Genomic DNA, 14,184 nt, shown 5'->3' on the forward strand with positions numbered 1-14,184 from the left:
TAGTAATAATGATAATCATTGTAGAGGGGGAAGTCAGGGCTACCGAACGGTAGCCCTGACTTCCCTTTTTGTAGTAAATTCAATTATGTCAGGTTCAAGTTTTCGAGGAGCTAAGAGTGTCAATTGAATTAACTGATTCGCTCTCAAGTTTGCTTAAGAGTGATCCATAAAAATAAATGCCCAGCCGTGTGTTGAAATTATTCGTGGGTGTTGAGGATCGCTTGTTTGACGGCTGGGCATTTATTTCTTGGCAGTATGCTAAAGAAACAGCAACTCAATTGAAAGGTGCAGCCAGACGGCGTTTCCAAGGGCAAACTGTGATCTCTTTAGGCTACGGAGGACAAATACTAGCTCAAAAAGAATTAGGATGGGATAGAAAAACTATTCGCAAAGGTATTAAAGAATTAATTAGTGGGATGACCTGTGTAGATAATTATTCGGCGAAAGGGCGTTATAAGGCAGAAGAACATTTACCAAACATTTTAGAAGATATCAAAAAATTAGTTGATTCCCAAAGCCAAACTGACCCAAGTTTTAAAAGCCAAAGACTATATACACGCTTAACAGCAAGTCAAGTAAGAAAGCTGTTAATAGAGAAATTTAGTTATAGTGATGAAGAATTACCCACATCAGAAACAATTCGCGTCAAATTGAATTATTTAGGTTATCGACTCAAACGAGTCGCAAAAGTTTTACCTCAAAAAAAATTCCAGAAACTGACGCAATTTTCGAGCAATTAGCAATAGTTAATCAATCAGCTATAGATGACTTGAGCATTTTACGTCTATATTTTGGATGAAGTAGAAACGGCGTTAAATTTTGCTCAAAATATGACATGGAAAGGTAAGCATCCCCTTGTTAAGTTAGTAACTCAAACTTATTTTAATACTTTACTTGTGTTTTCTATGCGATCTCTTTGGGTGGCTGCCCTAATTAAAATTTCAAAGATATTTTTTTGTTCACACTTGCCTTGAGTCTGAATTGGAATATTTTCGCTTAAACAGTTCACTACTTCGTTCAAAGTTTTACTATCAGTTAGAACTGGGGTAATTGCAGTCATAGCCAAACTAATTAATCCTCTAAGTCGAAAATTTTGCTTCTTCACCTCAATACTTTACAAAAATTCCAAGACCAGCACCAGAACAATCTTCTGGTGCGAGAGCTACCCTTCCTTACCTTTATATCCAAATTATTAGTTTTACTTATGTAATATTTGTCAACGCTTTTTCTAAAAACTGTATCAAAAATTACAGCTTTTCAGACAACAATCAGGTTCACAGGTATTTATCACAGAGCGATCGCAGAAGTTTTCGGTCTACTGAATGTTTATTCCTTAGCAGACTTATCCCTTTGTTTTAGTCTAAAATACAATATTTATTTGCATATATAGTAATTTCTTATACATAATAGTATGCTCCTGAGCAAACAAATTTAGTCATTATTATTATCTTTCAAAGATTAATTAATAAGTATTAAGCTATTGTTAATCTTCATATTTATTAGATTAATCTGTTTAATATGTACCTTTGCAAAAACTATTAAGGCAGCAAATTTTTCAATTATTAACACCATAAAATTTGTGCTTTTCATATTTAAATTTTGGAGTTTACTTCGATGACTAGATCAATCAATTATAACCTACTAACTTCATCTAATTCTCAACAAGACAACACTTGTAGAATTTGTGGCAATCTTTATTTAAGAGTAGTTGATGTAATACAATCACGAAGAACTGAGGAAAAAGTAACTGCTTATTGCTGTTCTAAGTGTAGTCACTTTAGTTTATTTCCAATAATGTATGCACAAAAAAAAGACTTTAATTGGGATGGTGTTCAATACTATCTAAATCAAAAAGAAGAAAAAATCAAATACTTTAACAAAAAATTAGACCAACTACAATTTATTTACGAAAAGATATATCAGAGAAAACCTCAGAGTTTTTTAGATGTAGGCTGTGCAACTGGTCTTTCACTTTCTTTAGCAGAAACTAGAGGCATGTATGCACTTGGAATAGAACCTGAAAAGAGAATGGCAGAATACGGAATCACCAATTTTGGGGTTAATATAGAGCAAAGATTGCTTGATGAGACTTTTCAAACCAAAGAGAAATTTGATGTCATATTGTGTGAGCAAGTCTTAGAACACGTTAACGATCCCTATAAATTTATGACATTGTTGAAGGATCTTTTAAGCCCTCAAGGAATTATATATATAGGTGTTCCACCTGTATATTCAATAAATCTTTTTACAACCTTTTTGCTTTGCAATCTGATTCGCAGAATCAATACTAAAGTTAGGATCGGTTACAACCTGGATATCTTTTACGATCCAGATGAACATATAAATTGTTTCACAGGGAAGTCGATGAAATATTTGGCAGATCGAGTAGGTTTAGATGTCCAACCGCTACTATTTATGGTTGCAGATTTATCACCCAAACAAGTAATCGGACGGTTGTTGACTTCAGGCTATAACCCAGGTGCATTTATTTTATGCAAGCAGATTCCTCGGTAATGAGGGCGTGTCTAATAGTCTTATTTTTGTTGGACTTTAGAGTGACAAATAGCTTCTCGGGAGCAATGCGATTTTGTGAGATCGGCTAAAAAAGGTGCGATCGCTAATGGGGTACAGCCGGGATACGGATACGATGCTGTTGGCGAAATATTCCTTTGAGTTAACAGATGAACAGTTCTTCCAACTCTGTCAGAATAATCAAGATTTGCGACTTGAGCGCACGGCAGAGGGAGAATTAATTATCATGCCACCAACTGGATGGGGAAGCGGAAATCGGAATAGTAGACTGACACAGCGCTTAGGCAATTGGGCTGATGGTGATGGTACAGGCCTTGTTTTTGACTCCTCAACGGGCTTCAAACTTCCCAATGGTGCAAATCGATCTCCTAATGCATCTTGGGTGAGCCGGGAGCGATTAGAAGTCCTAAATCCAGACCCTACCAGATTCCTCCCCATGGCTCCCGATTTTGCGGTAAAATTACGCTATGCTTCAGACAGCTTAAAAACTGTGCAACAAAAAATGCAGGAGTACATTGATAACGGTGTGCGTCTGGGGTGGCTAATTGACCCTCAGAACCAAAGGGTAGAAATTTACCGCCCAGGACAGGATGTCGAAGTTATGAAATCCCCTACGAGCTTATTAGGAGAGGATGTATTGCCTGGGTTTGTGCTGGATTTAGCACAGATTTTGAATTAGGCGATCGCTCAACTTCACTTATTTAAATATATATGCAATTTGCGACTATAGTTTTAATCGAAACTACCATTGATTAAACAGCAAAAACACTGTTTGAAATGACCCTACAACAAAACCCAAAATACCGCCTAAAGTCACAATAGCTTGCAATTCATTTTTCACAATTCCCTCAATTGCAGCTTCTAAATCAGCGGGTGACGTTGATTTTACGCGGTCAACAATCACTTGATCTATCGACAAAATTGGAATTGCCTGCGCCATAATTGCTTCTAAATCTTTTTCTAAATACTTATCTAAAATAATAGCCAACTCTTGACTCACTACCTCTAAAGAAGCACTCACAACAGGTGAATTACTAAGACGATTTAGCAGTAATACAGCAATATTTTCCCAGTCAACAGAATCAGTTAATCCTTGTAGAAAATCGCTGCCACTAGTTTGTAGATAATGACGAACACTTTCGCGGGTGGTCTTTCGCAGTTGGCGTACTGTTCCAATTGGCAAGTTTTGCAAAGATAAATTTTGCAGCAACTTCTTAAGGCGATCGCGCATTTGCAATTCTTGAATTAATTCTTGCAAGCGAGCATTAGTAGTCTCTTTATCATCCAGGCAAAAAGTCCGTAACCTCGTCAGAGTATTGCGTAATCCAAACAGATTTGCCACAACCCAATAAGTGCCACTGGTTTTTTCCCGAAAGCCTTCATCAATAATTTGAATCGTACGATCTGTTAAAAAATCAACTATTACCTGTCGCAGCACATCTGGTGGCAAAACTATCTGCAATAGCCAATCAGCAAGCCGCGTGGATTGTTCTCCACTCAGTTGAAATTCCAACAATATCTGGTCAAAAATTTGATTGATCTGGGCTTCCAAAAAGTCTTCGCGTCGCGCTAAAACCTTCAGCAAACGTGGCAAGGATTCCCCTAATAAATCCCGCAAAATTCCTGCCACAATTTTGGCACTTTTCTCGTTATTATCTGTTTTTACCTGTTCAATTGCCAGTCGCAACAACCAGATAATTGCTGCTTGTACACGTTCCGTTTGTAACAAACGCCGCGCCAAATTTTGCAATTCCTCTGGTGTCAGTAACGACCCCATGATTGTATTAGAAATGTTCAGAGCTAGACGTTCCTGGTTGCGGGGAATCAATCCAGGGGTAAACGGCAATCTTCGTCCACCAATATAAAATGCTCGGTAGGGACGAAAAAGCATTTTAATGGCTATATCATTTGTGAAATAGCCGATAACTCCACCCAGTATGGGGGGAGATACATAAAGCAAAAAATGAGACCAATCCAAGGGAAGAATTAAAAAAGTTAGGAGTTATGAGTGATGAGTTTTAAGTTATGAGCTTAATTTTAAACTCCTAACTTACAACTTAAAACTTACTGACTACCAGCACTCCCATCATACCGTTCGCAATGGGATAGTGTGTGGCAACTGCAAAACCAACTTGACGAGCTAACTCTACTTGCCCTTTTCCCATGGGAAAGCGATCTAAGCTGGGACTAATGTAAGCATATTCTTCCTTTAAACCTAAATAGTTGGCAACTGGTAGGACAAAACCGTCCAGATACCACTGCTGAAAAGTGCGTAGTTGAGGATTGCTCGGTCGGTGAAAGTCTAAAATCGCAGCCTTAGCACCTGGTTTCAAGACACGGTATAACTCTTGGAGACTACGGGAAATATCTGTAACATTTCTTAAACCATAGCCCATTGTCGCGGCGTCAAATTGATTGTCGTCGAAAGGTAAATTTAGTACGTCGGCTTCTACCCAGGTGATAGCAGGTTGGGGATATTGCCTTTGAGAGCGTTCTTTGGCAGTTTCTAACAAGTTTGGGGAAAAGTCTACTCCGTATACATGTCCCATTGCTCCCACACGCCGCGCTAAACGCAAGGCTAAATCCCCACTACCGCAACACAAATCAAGGCAAATATCTCCTGTTTTAGCTGCGCTCCATTTAACTGCCATTTCCTTCCATATTCGGTGCTGTCCCAGACTCAACCAATCGTTCAACTGGTCATAAACTGGAGCAATACGGTTAAAAATGGTGCGGATTTCGTTGGTCATTGGTCATTGGTCATTGGGCATTGGGCATTGGGAATTGGGCATTGGGCATTGGGAATTGGGCATTGGGCATTGGGCATTGGGCATTGGGCATTGGTCATTTGCAAAGGACAAACAGAGAAGTCTGTAGCAAGATCCCGCAGGGTGCGTCGGTTTACGGCGAACAGAACTTTCTCTTAAGGGAGACGCTGCGCGAACGAGGACAAATGACAAAGGACAACTACACACTGGTTTTATGGAAGCGACTACTAGTAAGAGCGATCGCCACCAGTTGCGCTGATAATTCAATCAGCTTGAATTCATCTTCTCGCAAAATACAGGGTTGTTTCCACTGAAGTGATAATACTCCCAAAAGTTCATTTCGATAGTTAATTGGGATAACTAAGTGCGCTTGAACACCCGTGTTTTGGTAGTGGGCAATACTATTTAATTTGGTGTCTTTAAGTACATTTAAGGAGACTTGTATTTGCCCAGTGGCGATCGCCTCGCTGGTAAGTGGATCTTGTGCTAACCAATTTTCTATTGTACCTGTATCGCTGTAATTCCCTTGAGTTGCAACCAGAGTATTTTCCTCTGTGAGTTGCAAGATGCAACCATCCGCCGCAAAAGTCTCATTAACAGCTCTAGCAATTGGTGTGAGAGTTTCCTCTAAGCTAGAAGCGGCTTGGGTTACTTGCACCAGAACAGTTAGTAGCGCCATTTGGGCATGAGCACGGCGTAATTCTTCTGTACGTTGCTTGAGTAAATCGTAGGTTTCTGCTGCTCTTTGCACCACCGCCTTCAGTTCCCCTGGATCCCAAGGCTTAGTGATATATTTGTAGACTTGCCCCGCATTAATTGCTTCTACTAAGTCTTCAATATCAGTAAATCCAGTCAGAATTATCCTTACAGTATCAGGAAACTGAGGTACAGTCTTACTGAGAAACTCAGTTCCTTTCATTTCTGGCATCCGTTGATCAGAGATAATTACCGCTACTTCTCCTTCTGCTGCTAAGACTTGGAGAGCGTTCATCCCACTATCGGCTTTGAGAACATTAAAGTCACGCCGAAAGGTACGATAAAGCAGATCGAGATTATCTGGCTCATCGTCAACTACCAGGATTTTGAGCTTTTTCGGTCGTTCTAGAATCATCAATTGATGCTGGACTTTATCAATTTCAAGATTGAGATTATGCATAAAAATAATTCCTTTAAATACGCACTTTTTTGTTATATTCCATACCAAGCGTAGTTGAGAACAGTCTATAAGCCTTGCGGATATTTGCGGATATAAATCAAGGCAGGTTAAATCCTCTCATCGTGAGCGCTAGAGGTAAGATTTGTCTGCTCAAACTATCTTTACTGGAAGGAATTTAGATAGCCAGAATCGACATAACCAAATAATTAGGTGTAAATAAACATAAGAATGCAGCTTTACAGTGAAGAAATGTAAGCGTTCAGTGTTGGTATTCTTCCTAACTTTTCATCTAATCTGACGGTATAGTAGTTTCGTGCAGACAGTTAAAGATTAGAATAAGACTTACTGATGAGGTTATGAATTATCCTCTCAAGTTAAAGCTCGCACTCCGATTATGACTGACCTACCACCCAATACTCAAGATCCTGATAACGCTGCTAATGATGTAGCACAAGAGTTTTTACGAAAGCTGAGGCAAAAGCAAGGCAACTGGGTGGAATGGGGAGTAGCGATCGCCTACTTGCAAAAAGCCGGTTACAATCCCCAAGAAATTTTTGAGGCGACGGGATTTGAGCCGATTCAACAAAATCAGGTGGTTGTTGGTTCCCAAGTTTACAATTCTTTAGAAAAGTTCGGGGCATCGGAAGCAACGCGATCGCACTACACTGCACGCGGTAGTGATATTTTGTACGAACTACGTTTGCTTAATCAAGAAGAACGCGCCGCCGCCGCCGAACTTGCCTTTATCCACAAAATTGACGCTGATGAAGCGCGAGAAGTGGCTAAATCAATCAAAGAGTTCTCCTATTTCAACATTTTGCCAGAAGGGTTTTCTGCCCATCCGGGAGATGCCGTTGCTTATCAAGCTTGGAAACTAGCACGCCAAAATACAGATTTACAACAGCGATCGCGTCTAATTGCTAAAGGTTTGCGCTTTGCTTATACGCAAACAGCAAGGCAAAAAATCGAACAACTATTGACTGATTTTAGTGTTATTCCCAAGCGTCCAGCACCAATTTTACCCTTTTATCGCCTGGAATCTGAAGAAGAATTACCCCGGATCGTGCCCGTAGTGGGCGAGTTGCCGTTGACACGACAAGAATTGCAAGCTGTACCTTTGGTGACAGCAATTGAACCATTTCGGATGGTCAAGTTTTCTGGAGAGCAAGCTTGGGTACCATTACCAGGTTGGCAAGTGCTATTGAGAGCAGAAGATCCAGTAGTGATATTAGCAAATAGCGATCGCTTGCCCAATCAGGCACAAAGCGAGCCAAAACCAGTGCTGGTAGTTATAGATCGCGCCCAACGCCAATGGGATGTTTCTAGCTACTTTGTTGTTGATAACGCTGGGGAGTTAGATTTTCAGTGGTTGGAAACTGAACCAGAAATTCCTCTGTTAGGGAAAATCATCATCATTGTACGTGCTAAAAAAATCCTCGATGAAGAACTAACCAAAGATTCTTGGCAGATTGACGAATAGGGCTTGACAGTATTTTTAGCTGTCATTATGTGGATGGTTGCTTTAATTTATCGGCTTGTTACATGCACAATTATTGAGATTTAGTGCATCGATAAAGCTGATAAGAAACACCTATGCGATGGTGCTGCGCGGGATCTATGGTGCAAGCAGTTTGTCCAGAAAGTTCTAGATGCTGCGGATAATCTCGTTTTCTCATTCCAGAACCAACAATCCATAAATTCAGCTTAGATGTTGCTGGTGCAGGTAGTTGGGAAAGGTTTTTCCAGACAGCAGTTAAATCAGGATATTTCTGTAAAAATGCAAAACTATCAGAGCTAATAGCTGAATTCAAGTCTTTAGATTTATCCGTTGGAATTTGACTTCTGATTTGTTCTAATGCTGTAGTAAAACTTAATCCCAATGCCACATCCTGATAATTGCTATATCCTATCACTAACATTATTGGTACAGAAGGTTCTAGGTTCATCTTTTGGGCGACTTGCTCAGGCTGAAAAGGTTTTTTAAACCCTAAATTAGAAACAACCAAAACACAACTAATTAAACCAATAAATAAAAAGATAAATATAGAAATTCGGTGATTTTTAATTTCAAGACTAGCTGCAAGGAGGGCGCAAAAGCTGGGATAGTAGACGAAGTGATAACGGGGAACAATGGTGATGTCTTTACCGAAAAAATAAACAATAATAAAAAATTGTAATAACACGAAAATAGTAAAACTTAAAAGCGTGAATGTTGCTAAATGAGTTGTACTTTGTAACCACAGCAGCTTTAAACCTTTGAATACTTGCGACCCTACCCAAATAGCAAACATCACCATTAAAGAGCCATAAATAATCGCAATTGGTAAAGGCTGGTTTTCCACAGGTAGAGCAATCACCATCAACACCCAGCTAATAAGAGTTTGATATAAAGGTGCAATAGGAGAAGGAGACGGTAGCCAACTGGTTTCAGAACGCTGAGCATGGCTCAATATCACTAGCAACCAAGGAATGAAGCTAGTTACAATACCACTTGTGGAGCAAATCAGAGCAAGCCCAATTTGGTGTTTGTTCAGTATTTTTGCCTTACCCCAGTACATCAATATAAGTAGTGTTGCAATTTCAGCGATGAAAGCCAAAGCAAAAAAGTAGTGAACGTAAAGACCAATGCTATTAATAATTGCCCATAATAGCCAAACCCAAAATCTAATACGCGATCGCTCAAACATATCCCGCTGAATTTGCATTAGCCCTAATAACGCTAAAGTTATAAGTAGCATGGGCATGGTATAATGACGTGCCTCTTGGGAAAGGTAAACAGCAAAAGGAGAAACAGCCATGATCGTCGCTGCCATGATTCCAGATGTTCTAGAAAAGGCAATACGATTGACAGCATAAATTGCCCCGATCGCACACACACCGAATAGAGCTGGTAGCGATCGCAATTTTTCCACCCATGCTGAACCCAAAGGAGTCATCCATTCTAACCAGCCATACATACTGCAAAAAAATAGCGGCGGATGCGTAGACTGGGTAGTAACATTTTGGGCAATTTGAGAACAACTAACCCCAGGCTGGAAAGTAAAAATCTCCTGCACGCGCTCAAGAGGAAACACAACATCTAAAGGTAAGTCATTGTAATTTTTACCCAAGCTGAAAATGGCAGTAATTATCTCATCCATCCATAAGGGTTTTAAGCCTAAATGCCAAAAACGTAAGATAGCACCAAGTGCGATCGCCCCAACTAAACCCAGATAATGTAGATAAAGTCTGCGATTTGTCATTATTTAGCTATTAGCAATCTATTAAAACAGTGAACAGTTAAGCTAAAACACATTTAAATTGCACAATCATTCATGAGGGCTGTCCTTGATCATTTGTCATTAGTCAAAAGTATTTACAAAAGACACATGACAAATAATTAATGAAGGTTTTAGCCAGTGAATGTGCAACTTGGAAGTCCCTTAGCTTATCAGTGAACAACGGCAACTGACCATTGATAACTGATTAATATCTAGGTTTTGGAAATTATATTCAATATCTAAAATTTTATATGTCAGACGCTAACTTTACTGCTACGGTGCCTCAAGAATCTCTCCAATCAAAATTATCTCAGCCATCACCTATTGTTTCTTTGCGGGAGAAGACTTTAGCAATCCGCAACAGTCTACGTCCCGGACAACAGCAAATGGCTGACTGGAAATCTGGGCCACTGGCTGTTTCCGCCGTTCCTGGTGCTGGTAAATCCACAGGTATGGCGGCGGCGGCGGCGATCGCGATCGCACATCAGTACGAAAATTCTACTACTTCACGCTCATCCTCCCGTCGTCAGTTGGTGGTCGTAACCTTTACTCGCTCCGCCGCCGCTAATATTAAAGCAAAGATTCGCAAATACTTACGAGATGATTTATCTCTACCTCAGACAGGTTTTGCTGTCTATACTCTGCATGGTCTGGCATTAAATATTGCCAGTCGCCATTCTGACTTATCGGGTTTACAGCTAGAAAATGTCACATTAATCACGCCAAGCCAAAGCCATCGCTTTATCCGAACTGCTGTAGAACAATGGATTGCTAACAATCCAGGACGATATTCCCGATTGCTGGAAGGTGATCAATTTGACGGTGAAGAGACAGAAAGATTGCGTCGCCAGTCGGTGCTACGAACAGAAGTATTACCGGAATTGGCGATTACGGTAATTCACGAAGCAAAAAGCTCAGGTATATCGCCAGAAAAGCTACGGGAGTGGAGTCAACAAACCACAGATGAATATGCAATTTTGCGGGTTGCATCTGGTTTGTACGAGCAATATCAAAATTTAATGCGATCGCGTGACTTCATCGACTATGACGATATGATTTTAGCCGCGCTGCGTGTTCTTGAAAACCACAGCGCCCGTCGCATTGAGCAAAATCAGGTTTTCGCCGTTTTTGAAGACGAAGCCCAAGATTCTAGTCCTCTTCAGACGCAGCTTTTGGAAATTTTGGCGAGTGACTCTTTGGAAGAGGGGGAGCAGAGGGAGAATAATAACTCAGCACTTAATTTAGTGCGAGTTGGTGATCCTAACCAAGCAATTAACTCTACATTTACCCCAGCCGATCCGATTTACTTCCGGCAATTTTGTGAAGAGTGCGATCGCGCCGAACGATTAGCAACGATGGATCAAGCCGGTCGCAGTACTAGAATGATCATCGAAGCTGCTAACTTTGCCCTCAAATGGGTAAATAGCTTTTATGGGGTAAAGGGTCAAGAGTCAAGGGTCAAGGGTCAAGGGTCAGGAGACAGGAGTGATTATTCTTCTCTACTCTCCCCCTTCTCCACTCCTCCAACTTCCCCCCTCCCTTTCCGTCCTCAAGCAATTCATCCTGTTAACCTTGGCGATCCCCAACCTAATGCCAATCCAGCACCAGTAGGAAGAGGACTAGAACTGTATACTCCTCGTGATATTCATCACACAATTGAATTGCTATCTCAGAGAGTGATTGAGTTATTTGTCCAAGATCCAACAAAAATCAGTGCAGCGGTTTTAGTGCGAGAAAATCGTCAAGGGAGATGGTTGGCAGAGGCGCTTACACCCGTGTGCAAAGAGCATAAAATTACACTTTACGATGTAGGAGAACGCGATCGCCGCTCTCATGTCCCGCAAGAAGTTTTGGCATTACTGCAATTTTGCGATCGCCCCCACTCCCCTGATTATCTCAAAGCCGCTTTAGAAGCCTTGGTGCAGCGCCAGTTAATTCCCACCCAAGACCTCAACGCTCTTGCTAGTCTCCCAGAAGAATTTTTGTATCCTAGCCCCTTAGCTCCACCCCAGCCAGAAGCAGTACAAAAAGCCTCACATTTCTGCCGCAGTTTACTCCGCGCTCGCTTAGAACTGCCTCTGTATCAGCTAATTTCCTTCCTTGCCTTGACATTAAACTACGACCAAGCAGAACTAGCTACTGCTGACAAACTTGCAGAAAGGGTAAATCAGCAAATAGCTGGCAATAGTTCCATGGGGGCGATGCTGTCAGCCTTAAGTGAAATAGTCAATTCCGAACGGTTTGAACCTGTGGAAACTGATGATTCAGAAGCACGTTATACCCGTACTGGTCAACTGACAATTATTACCATGCACAAAGCCAAAGGGCTGGATTGGGACTATGTATTTCTTCCCTTTCTGCACGAAAACTTGATTCCCGGTAGGTTTTGGGTTCCACCTCAAAGTCAATTTTTAGGCAATTTTACTTTATCAGAAGTGGCTCGTGCCCAAATTCGCGCCGCTTTCCACGGACAATCTAATATACCGGATGTGACACAAGCGTGGGAACAAGCAAAACATCTGAAAACTGCTGAGGAATACCGTTTGCTCTACGTTGCGATGACACGAGCAAAGCAGCTTCTGTGGATGTCAGCAGCACAAAAAGCACCTTTTACTTGGAGCAAACCGGAGAATTTACAAGAACAAGCGCCTTGTCCCGTATTTGGAGCATTAAAGCGTCAGTTTCCGGAATGTGTGGGTTAAGCATTAGTCGATATATTCTGATACATGAAAAACTCCACCCACAAGTGCCATTCGCCCAAAGCGGCGGGGCGATTATCCCTCTACAGATACCTGGGGATGGAGTTTCCCGTCGCTTTCAATGAATTGCCCAAGGCGATCGCAGATACAATTTTAGGCGATGCCTCAAAGTGTTCTGGGTTAAAAATCGCTGATTTAAAAATTACTAACGATTCACTCGATTTAATTGTCTTAATATATAATGATAGATTGTGTCTAATTAAAGCCAGCACATGCCTAAATTAAAGACCCGTAAAGCAGCGGCGAAGCGATTCCGTGCCACCGGCACCGGTAAAATCGTACGTCGTAAAGCCTCCAAAAACCACCTTTTAGAGCATAAAAGTTCCAATAAAAAGCGTAACTTGTCCAAGACTGCACTTGTACACGAACGCGATGAAGATAATGTGCGCTTGATGCTCCCATATTTGTAAGTCCTTCAGGAATATTAAGTTATGACTCGGGTAAAACGCGGTAACGTAGCTCGTAAACGCCGCAATAAAATTCTCAAACTAGCTAAAGGTTTTCGCGGTTCCCACTCAACTCTGTTTAGAACCGCCAACCAACAAGTGATGAAGGCACTACGGAGTGCCTACCGCGATCGCAAAAACAAAAAGCGCGATTTTCGCCGTCTTTGGATCACTCGCATCAACGCTGCTGCTAGGCTACACGGTTTGAGTTACAGTCAGTTAATCGGCAATCTGAAAAAAGCCGATATCCAACTAAATCGGAAGATGTTGGCACAATTGGCAGTTCTCGATCCAACAAGCTTCAGCAAAGTTGCTGAATTGGCAAGTCAAGCTAAAGGATAAAGGTGGTAACGGATGAATAACCGATGTAACAGATCGGTAGCAATTAATCGGTTACATCTGGTATTATCCGCTACCATAGTTTGCATTCTTTGCTGTTCAATTTTGGCGACGGGATTCATCGTATCTGCCGCCCAAATGCCAGAAATTCAGCAGCGGGGCTATTTAACCATTGCCGTCAAAGATAACTTGCGTCCCTTGGGATTTAAAGATGCCAGCGGTAATTTACAAGGTTTAGAAATTGATTTAGCCAAGCGTTTAGCAAGTGACTTGCTAGGCAAAGCAGATGCTATCAAGTTAAAACCCGTAGCAAACCGCGATCGCTTGAGTGTAGTTTTAGATCAGAAAGTTGATTTTGCGATCGCCAGGGTGACAGCAACCGAGTCACGCTCACGCCTAGTTAGCTTCAGCGTTCCCTACTACTTTGATGGCGCTGTACTGCTTACAAAAGATGCTTCAGTACAGCAACTGAGCGATTTGGCAAAGCGGAAAATTGCCGTACTTAATAACTCCAGTACCATTGCCCAAGTGCGGTACTATGTGCCAAATGCCGAGTTAGTGGCAGTAAATTCTTACAACGAGGCAAGAGAGCAAATAGAAAGTAATACCGCTGTAGCTTTTGCCGCAGATACTAGCGTACTGAGCGGTTGGGTGCAACAATATCCTCAATATCGGCTACTGCCAACCAAACTATCAACTGAACCCTTATCTGTGGTTATGCCCAAGGGGTTGCAGTACGATGAGTTAAGACGAAGAGTAAATGAAGCGATCGCTGGTTACATAGCAGAAGGCTGGCTCAAGGAACGTGCTCAATATTGGGGTTTACCATAAAGTCATTATTGGTGCTGAGTGCCAGAGCAAAGCAAGAGAATAATTAATGACCCTTGACTCTTGACCCTTGACCCTTGACCCTTGACTCTTGAC

14 protein-coding genes and 1 pseudogene are annotated in these 14,184 nt (G+C 41.4%); 10 read left to right on the top strand and 5 right to left on the bottom strand.

Going from position 1 to position 14,184, the window contains the following annotated elements; translation table 11 throughout:
• Window positions 1-242: 242 nt before the first annotated feature.
• A pseudogene (locus IQ246_RS07915) lies at window positions 243-787 on the top strand (ISAzo13 family transposase); the annotation flags it as partial.
• A 90-nt stretch (window positions 788-877) separates the two neighbouring features.
• Here IQ246_RS07915 and IQ246_RS07920 read toward each other — a convergent pair.
• On the bottom strand, window positions 878-1,066 hold the full coding sequence (locus IQ246_RS07920; RefSeq protein ID WP_194001754.1) for a hypothetical protein: 189 nt from the start codon (window positions 1,064-1,066) through the stop codon (window positions 878-880).
• Between the two features lie 548 nt (window positions 1,067-1,614).
• Here IQ246_RS07920 and IQ246_RS07925 point away from each other — a divergent pair.
• Together IQ246_RS07925 and IQ246_RS07930 are read left to right on the top strand one after the other, a co-directional pair.
• Window positions 1,615-2,514: a bifunctional 2-polyprenyl-6-hydroxyphenol methylase/3-demethylubiquinol 3-O-methyltransferase UbiG gene (locus tag IQ246_RS07925; RefSeq protein WP_194001756.1), complete on the top strand. Its 900-nt coding sequence runs from the start codon at window positions 1,615-1,617 to the stop codon at window positions 2,512-2,514.
• Between the two features lie 106 nt (window positions 2,515-2,620).
• Window positions 2,621-3,211, top strand: a complete 591-nt coding sequence (locus tag IQ246_RS07930; RefSeq protein WP_244141958.1) for a Uma2 family endonuclease — start codon at window positions 2,621-2,623, stop codon at window positions 3,209-3,211.
• 63 nt (window positions 3,212-3,274) lie between these two features.
• On the opposite strand, the gene IQ246_RS07935 is transcribed toward IQ246_RS07930, so the two are convergent.
• On the bottom strand, window positions 3,275-4,510 hold the full coding sequence (locus tag IQ246_RS07935) for a DUF445 domain-containing protein (RefSeq protein ID WP_194001758.1): 1,236 nt from the start codon (window positions 4,508-4,510) through the stop codon (window positions 3,275-3,277).
• Window positions 4,511-4,589: 79 nt separating this feature from the next.
• Entirely contained in the window at window positions 4,590-5,282 is a 693-nt protein-coding gene (ubiE, locus tag IQ246_RS07940; protein WP_194001760.1) for a bifunctional demethylmenaquinone methyltransferase/2-methoxy-6-polyprenyl-1,4-benzoquinol methylase UbiE, read from the bottom strand.
• On the opposite strand from ubiE, the gene IQ246_RS07945 reads away from it, so the two are divergent.
• Window positions 5,260-5,409, top strand: a complete 150-nt coding sequence (locus tag IQ246_RS07945; RefSeq protein WP_194001762.1) for a hypothetical protein — start codon at window positions 5,260-5,262, stop codon at window positions 5,407-5,409. The two genes, ubiE and IQ246_RS07945, sit on opposite strands and share 23 nt — an antisense overlap.
• Window positions 5,410-5,499: 90 nt before the next feature.
• Here IQ246_RS07945 and IQ246_RS07950 read toward each other — a convergent pair whose 3' ends face one another.
• Window positions 5,500-6,456, bottom strand: a complete 957-nt coding sequence (locus IQ246_RS07950) for a response regulator (protein WP_194001764.1) — start codon at window positions 6,454-6,456, stop codon at window positions 5,500-5,502.
• Between the two features lie 394 nt (window positions 6,457-6,850).
• Between IQ246_RS07950 and IQ246_RS07955 the strand changes: the two genes are divergently transcribed.
• Complete coding sequence (locus tag IQ246_RS07955; protein WP_194001766.1) at window positions 6,851-7,936, top strand: RuBisCO accumulation factor 1; 1,086 nt, start codon at window positions 6,851-6,853, stop codon at window positions 7,934-7,936.
• A gap of 70 nt (window positions 7,937-8,006) precedes the next feature.
• On the opposite strand, the gene IQ246_RS07960 is transcribed toward IQ246_RS07955, so the two are convergent.
• Window positions 8,007-9,698 (bottom strand): glycosyltransferase family 39 protein, encoded by a 1,692-nt coding sequence (locus IQ246_RS07960; RefSeq protein WP_194001768.1) that lies wholly within the window; start codon window positions 9,696-9,698, stop codon window positions 8,007-8,009.
• 269 nt (window positions 9,699-9,967) lie between these two features.
• Here IQ246_RS07960 and IQ246_RS07965 point away from each other — a divergent pair, with 269 nt between their 5' ends.
• The 5 genes from IQ246_RS07965 to IQ246_RS07985 are packed head-to-tail and all read left to right on the top strand — an operon-like array spanning window position 9,968 to window position 14,091.
• Window positions 9,968-12,418, top strand: a complete 2,451-nt coding sequence (locus IQ246_RS07965; protein ID WP_194001770.1) for an ATP-dependent helicase — start codon at window positions 9,968-9,970, stop codon at window positions 12,416-12,418.
• Between the two features lie 24 nt (window positions 12,419-12,442).
• Window positions 12,443-12,700 (top strand): hypothetical protein, encoded by a 258-nt coding sequence (locus IQ246_RS07970; protein ID WP_194001772.1) that lies wholly within the window; start codon window positions 12,443-12,445, stop codon window positions 12,698-12,700.
• Window positions 12,688-12,885: a 50S ribosomal protein L35 gene (rpmI, locus tag IQ246_RS07975; protein ID WP_194001774.1), complete on the top strand. Its 198-nt coding sequence runs from the start codon at window positions 12,688-12,690 to the stop codon at window positions 12,883-12,885. The genes IQ246_RS07970 and rpmI overlap by 13 nt, the downstream gene beginning before the upstream one ends.
• A 21-nt stretch (window positions 12,886-12,906) precedes the next feature.
• Window positions 12,907-13,263 (top strand): 50S ribosomal protein L20, encoded by a 357-nt coding sequence (gene rplT, locus IQ246_RS07980; RefSeq protein WP_194001776.1) that lies wholly within the window; start codon window positions 12,907-12,909, stop codon window positions 13,261-13,263.
• 12 nt (window positions 13,264-13,275) lie between these two features.
• Complete coding sequence (locus tag IQ246_RS07985) at window positions 13,276-14,091, top strand: transporter substrate-binding domain-containing protein (protein WP_194001778.1); 816 nt, start codon at window positions 13,276-13,278, stop codon at window positions 14,089-14,091.
• Window positions 14,092-14,184: the final 93 nt, after the last annotated feature.

It is taken from the genome of aff. Roholtiella sp. LEGE 12411 (assembly GCF_015206995.1).
Taxonomy (GTDB): domain Bacteria; phylum Cyanobacteriota; class Cyanobacteriia; order Cyanobacteriales; family Nostocaceae; genus Komarekiella.

What these genes read in the sequence shown, in the direction of transcription:
- IQ246_RS07925 (WP_194001756.1), top strand. Translation starts at nt 1,615, where the DNA reads ATGACTAGATCAATCAATTATAACCTACTAACTTCATCTAATTCTCAA.
- IQ246_RS07930 (WP_244141958.1), top strand. Translation starts at nt 2,621, where the DNA reads ATGGGGTACAGCCGGGATACGGATACGATGCTGTTGGCGAAATATTCC.
- IQ246_RS07945 (WP_194001762.1), top strand. Translation starts at nt 5,260, where the DNA reads ATGGTGCGGATTTCGTTGGTCATTGGTCATTGGTCATTGGGCATTGGG.
- ubiE (WP_194001760.1), bottom strand. Translation starts at nt 5,282, where the DNA reads ATGACCAACGAAATCCGCACCATTTTTAACCGTATTGCTCCAGTTTAT.
- IQ246_RS07950 (WP_194001764.1), bottom strand. Translation starts at nt 6,456, where the DNA reads ATGCATAATCTCAATCTTGAAATTGATAAAGTCCAGCATCAATTGATG.
- IQ246_RS07955 (WP_194001766.1), top strand. Translation starts at nt 6,851, where the DNA reads ATGACTGACCTACCACCCAATACTCAAGATCCTGATAACGCTGCTAAT.
- IQ246_RS07960 (WP_194001768.1), bottom strand. Translation starts at nt 9,698, where the DNA reads ATGACAAATCGCAGACTTTATCTACATTATCTGGGTTTAGTTGGGGCG.
- IQ246_RS07965 (WP_194001770.1), top strand. Translation starts at nt 9,968, where the DNA reads ATGTCAGACGCTAACTTTACTGCTACGGTGCCTCAAGAATCTCTCCAA.
- IQ246_RS07970 (WP_194001772.1), top strand. Translation starts at nt 12,443, where the DNA reads ATGAAAAACTCCACCCACAAGTGCCATTCGCCCAAAGCGGCGGGGCGA.
- rpmI (WP_194001774.1), top strand. Translation starts at nt 12,688, where the DNA reads ATGCCTAAATTAAAGACCCGTAAAGCAGCGGCGAAGCGATTCCGTGCC.
- rplT (WP_194001776.1), top strand. Translation starts at nt 12,907, where the DNA reads ATGACTCGGGTAAAACGCGGTAACGTAGCTCGTAAACGCCGCAATAAA.
- IQ246_RS07985 (WP_194001778.1), top strand. Translation starts at nt 13,276, where the DNA reads ATGAATAACCGATGTAACAGATCGGTAGCAATTAATCGGTTACATCTG.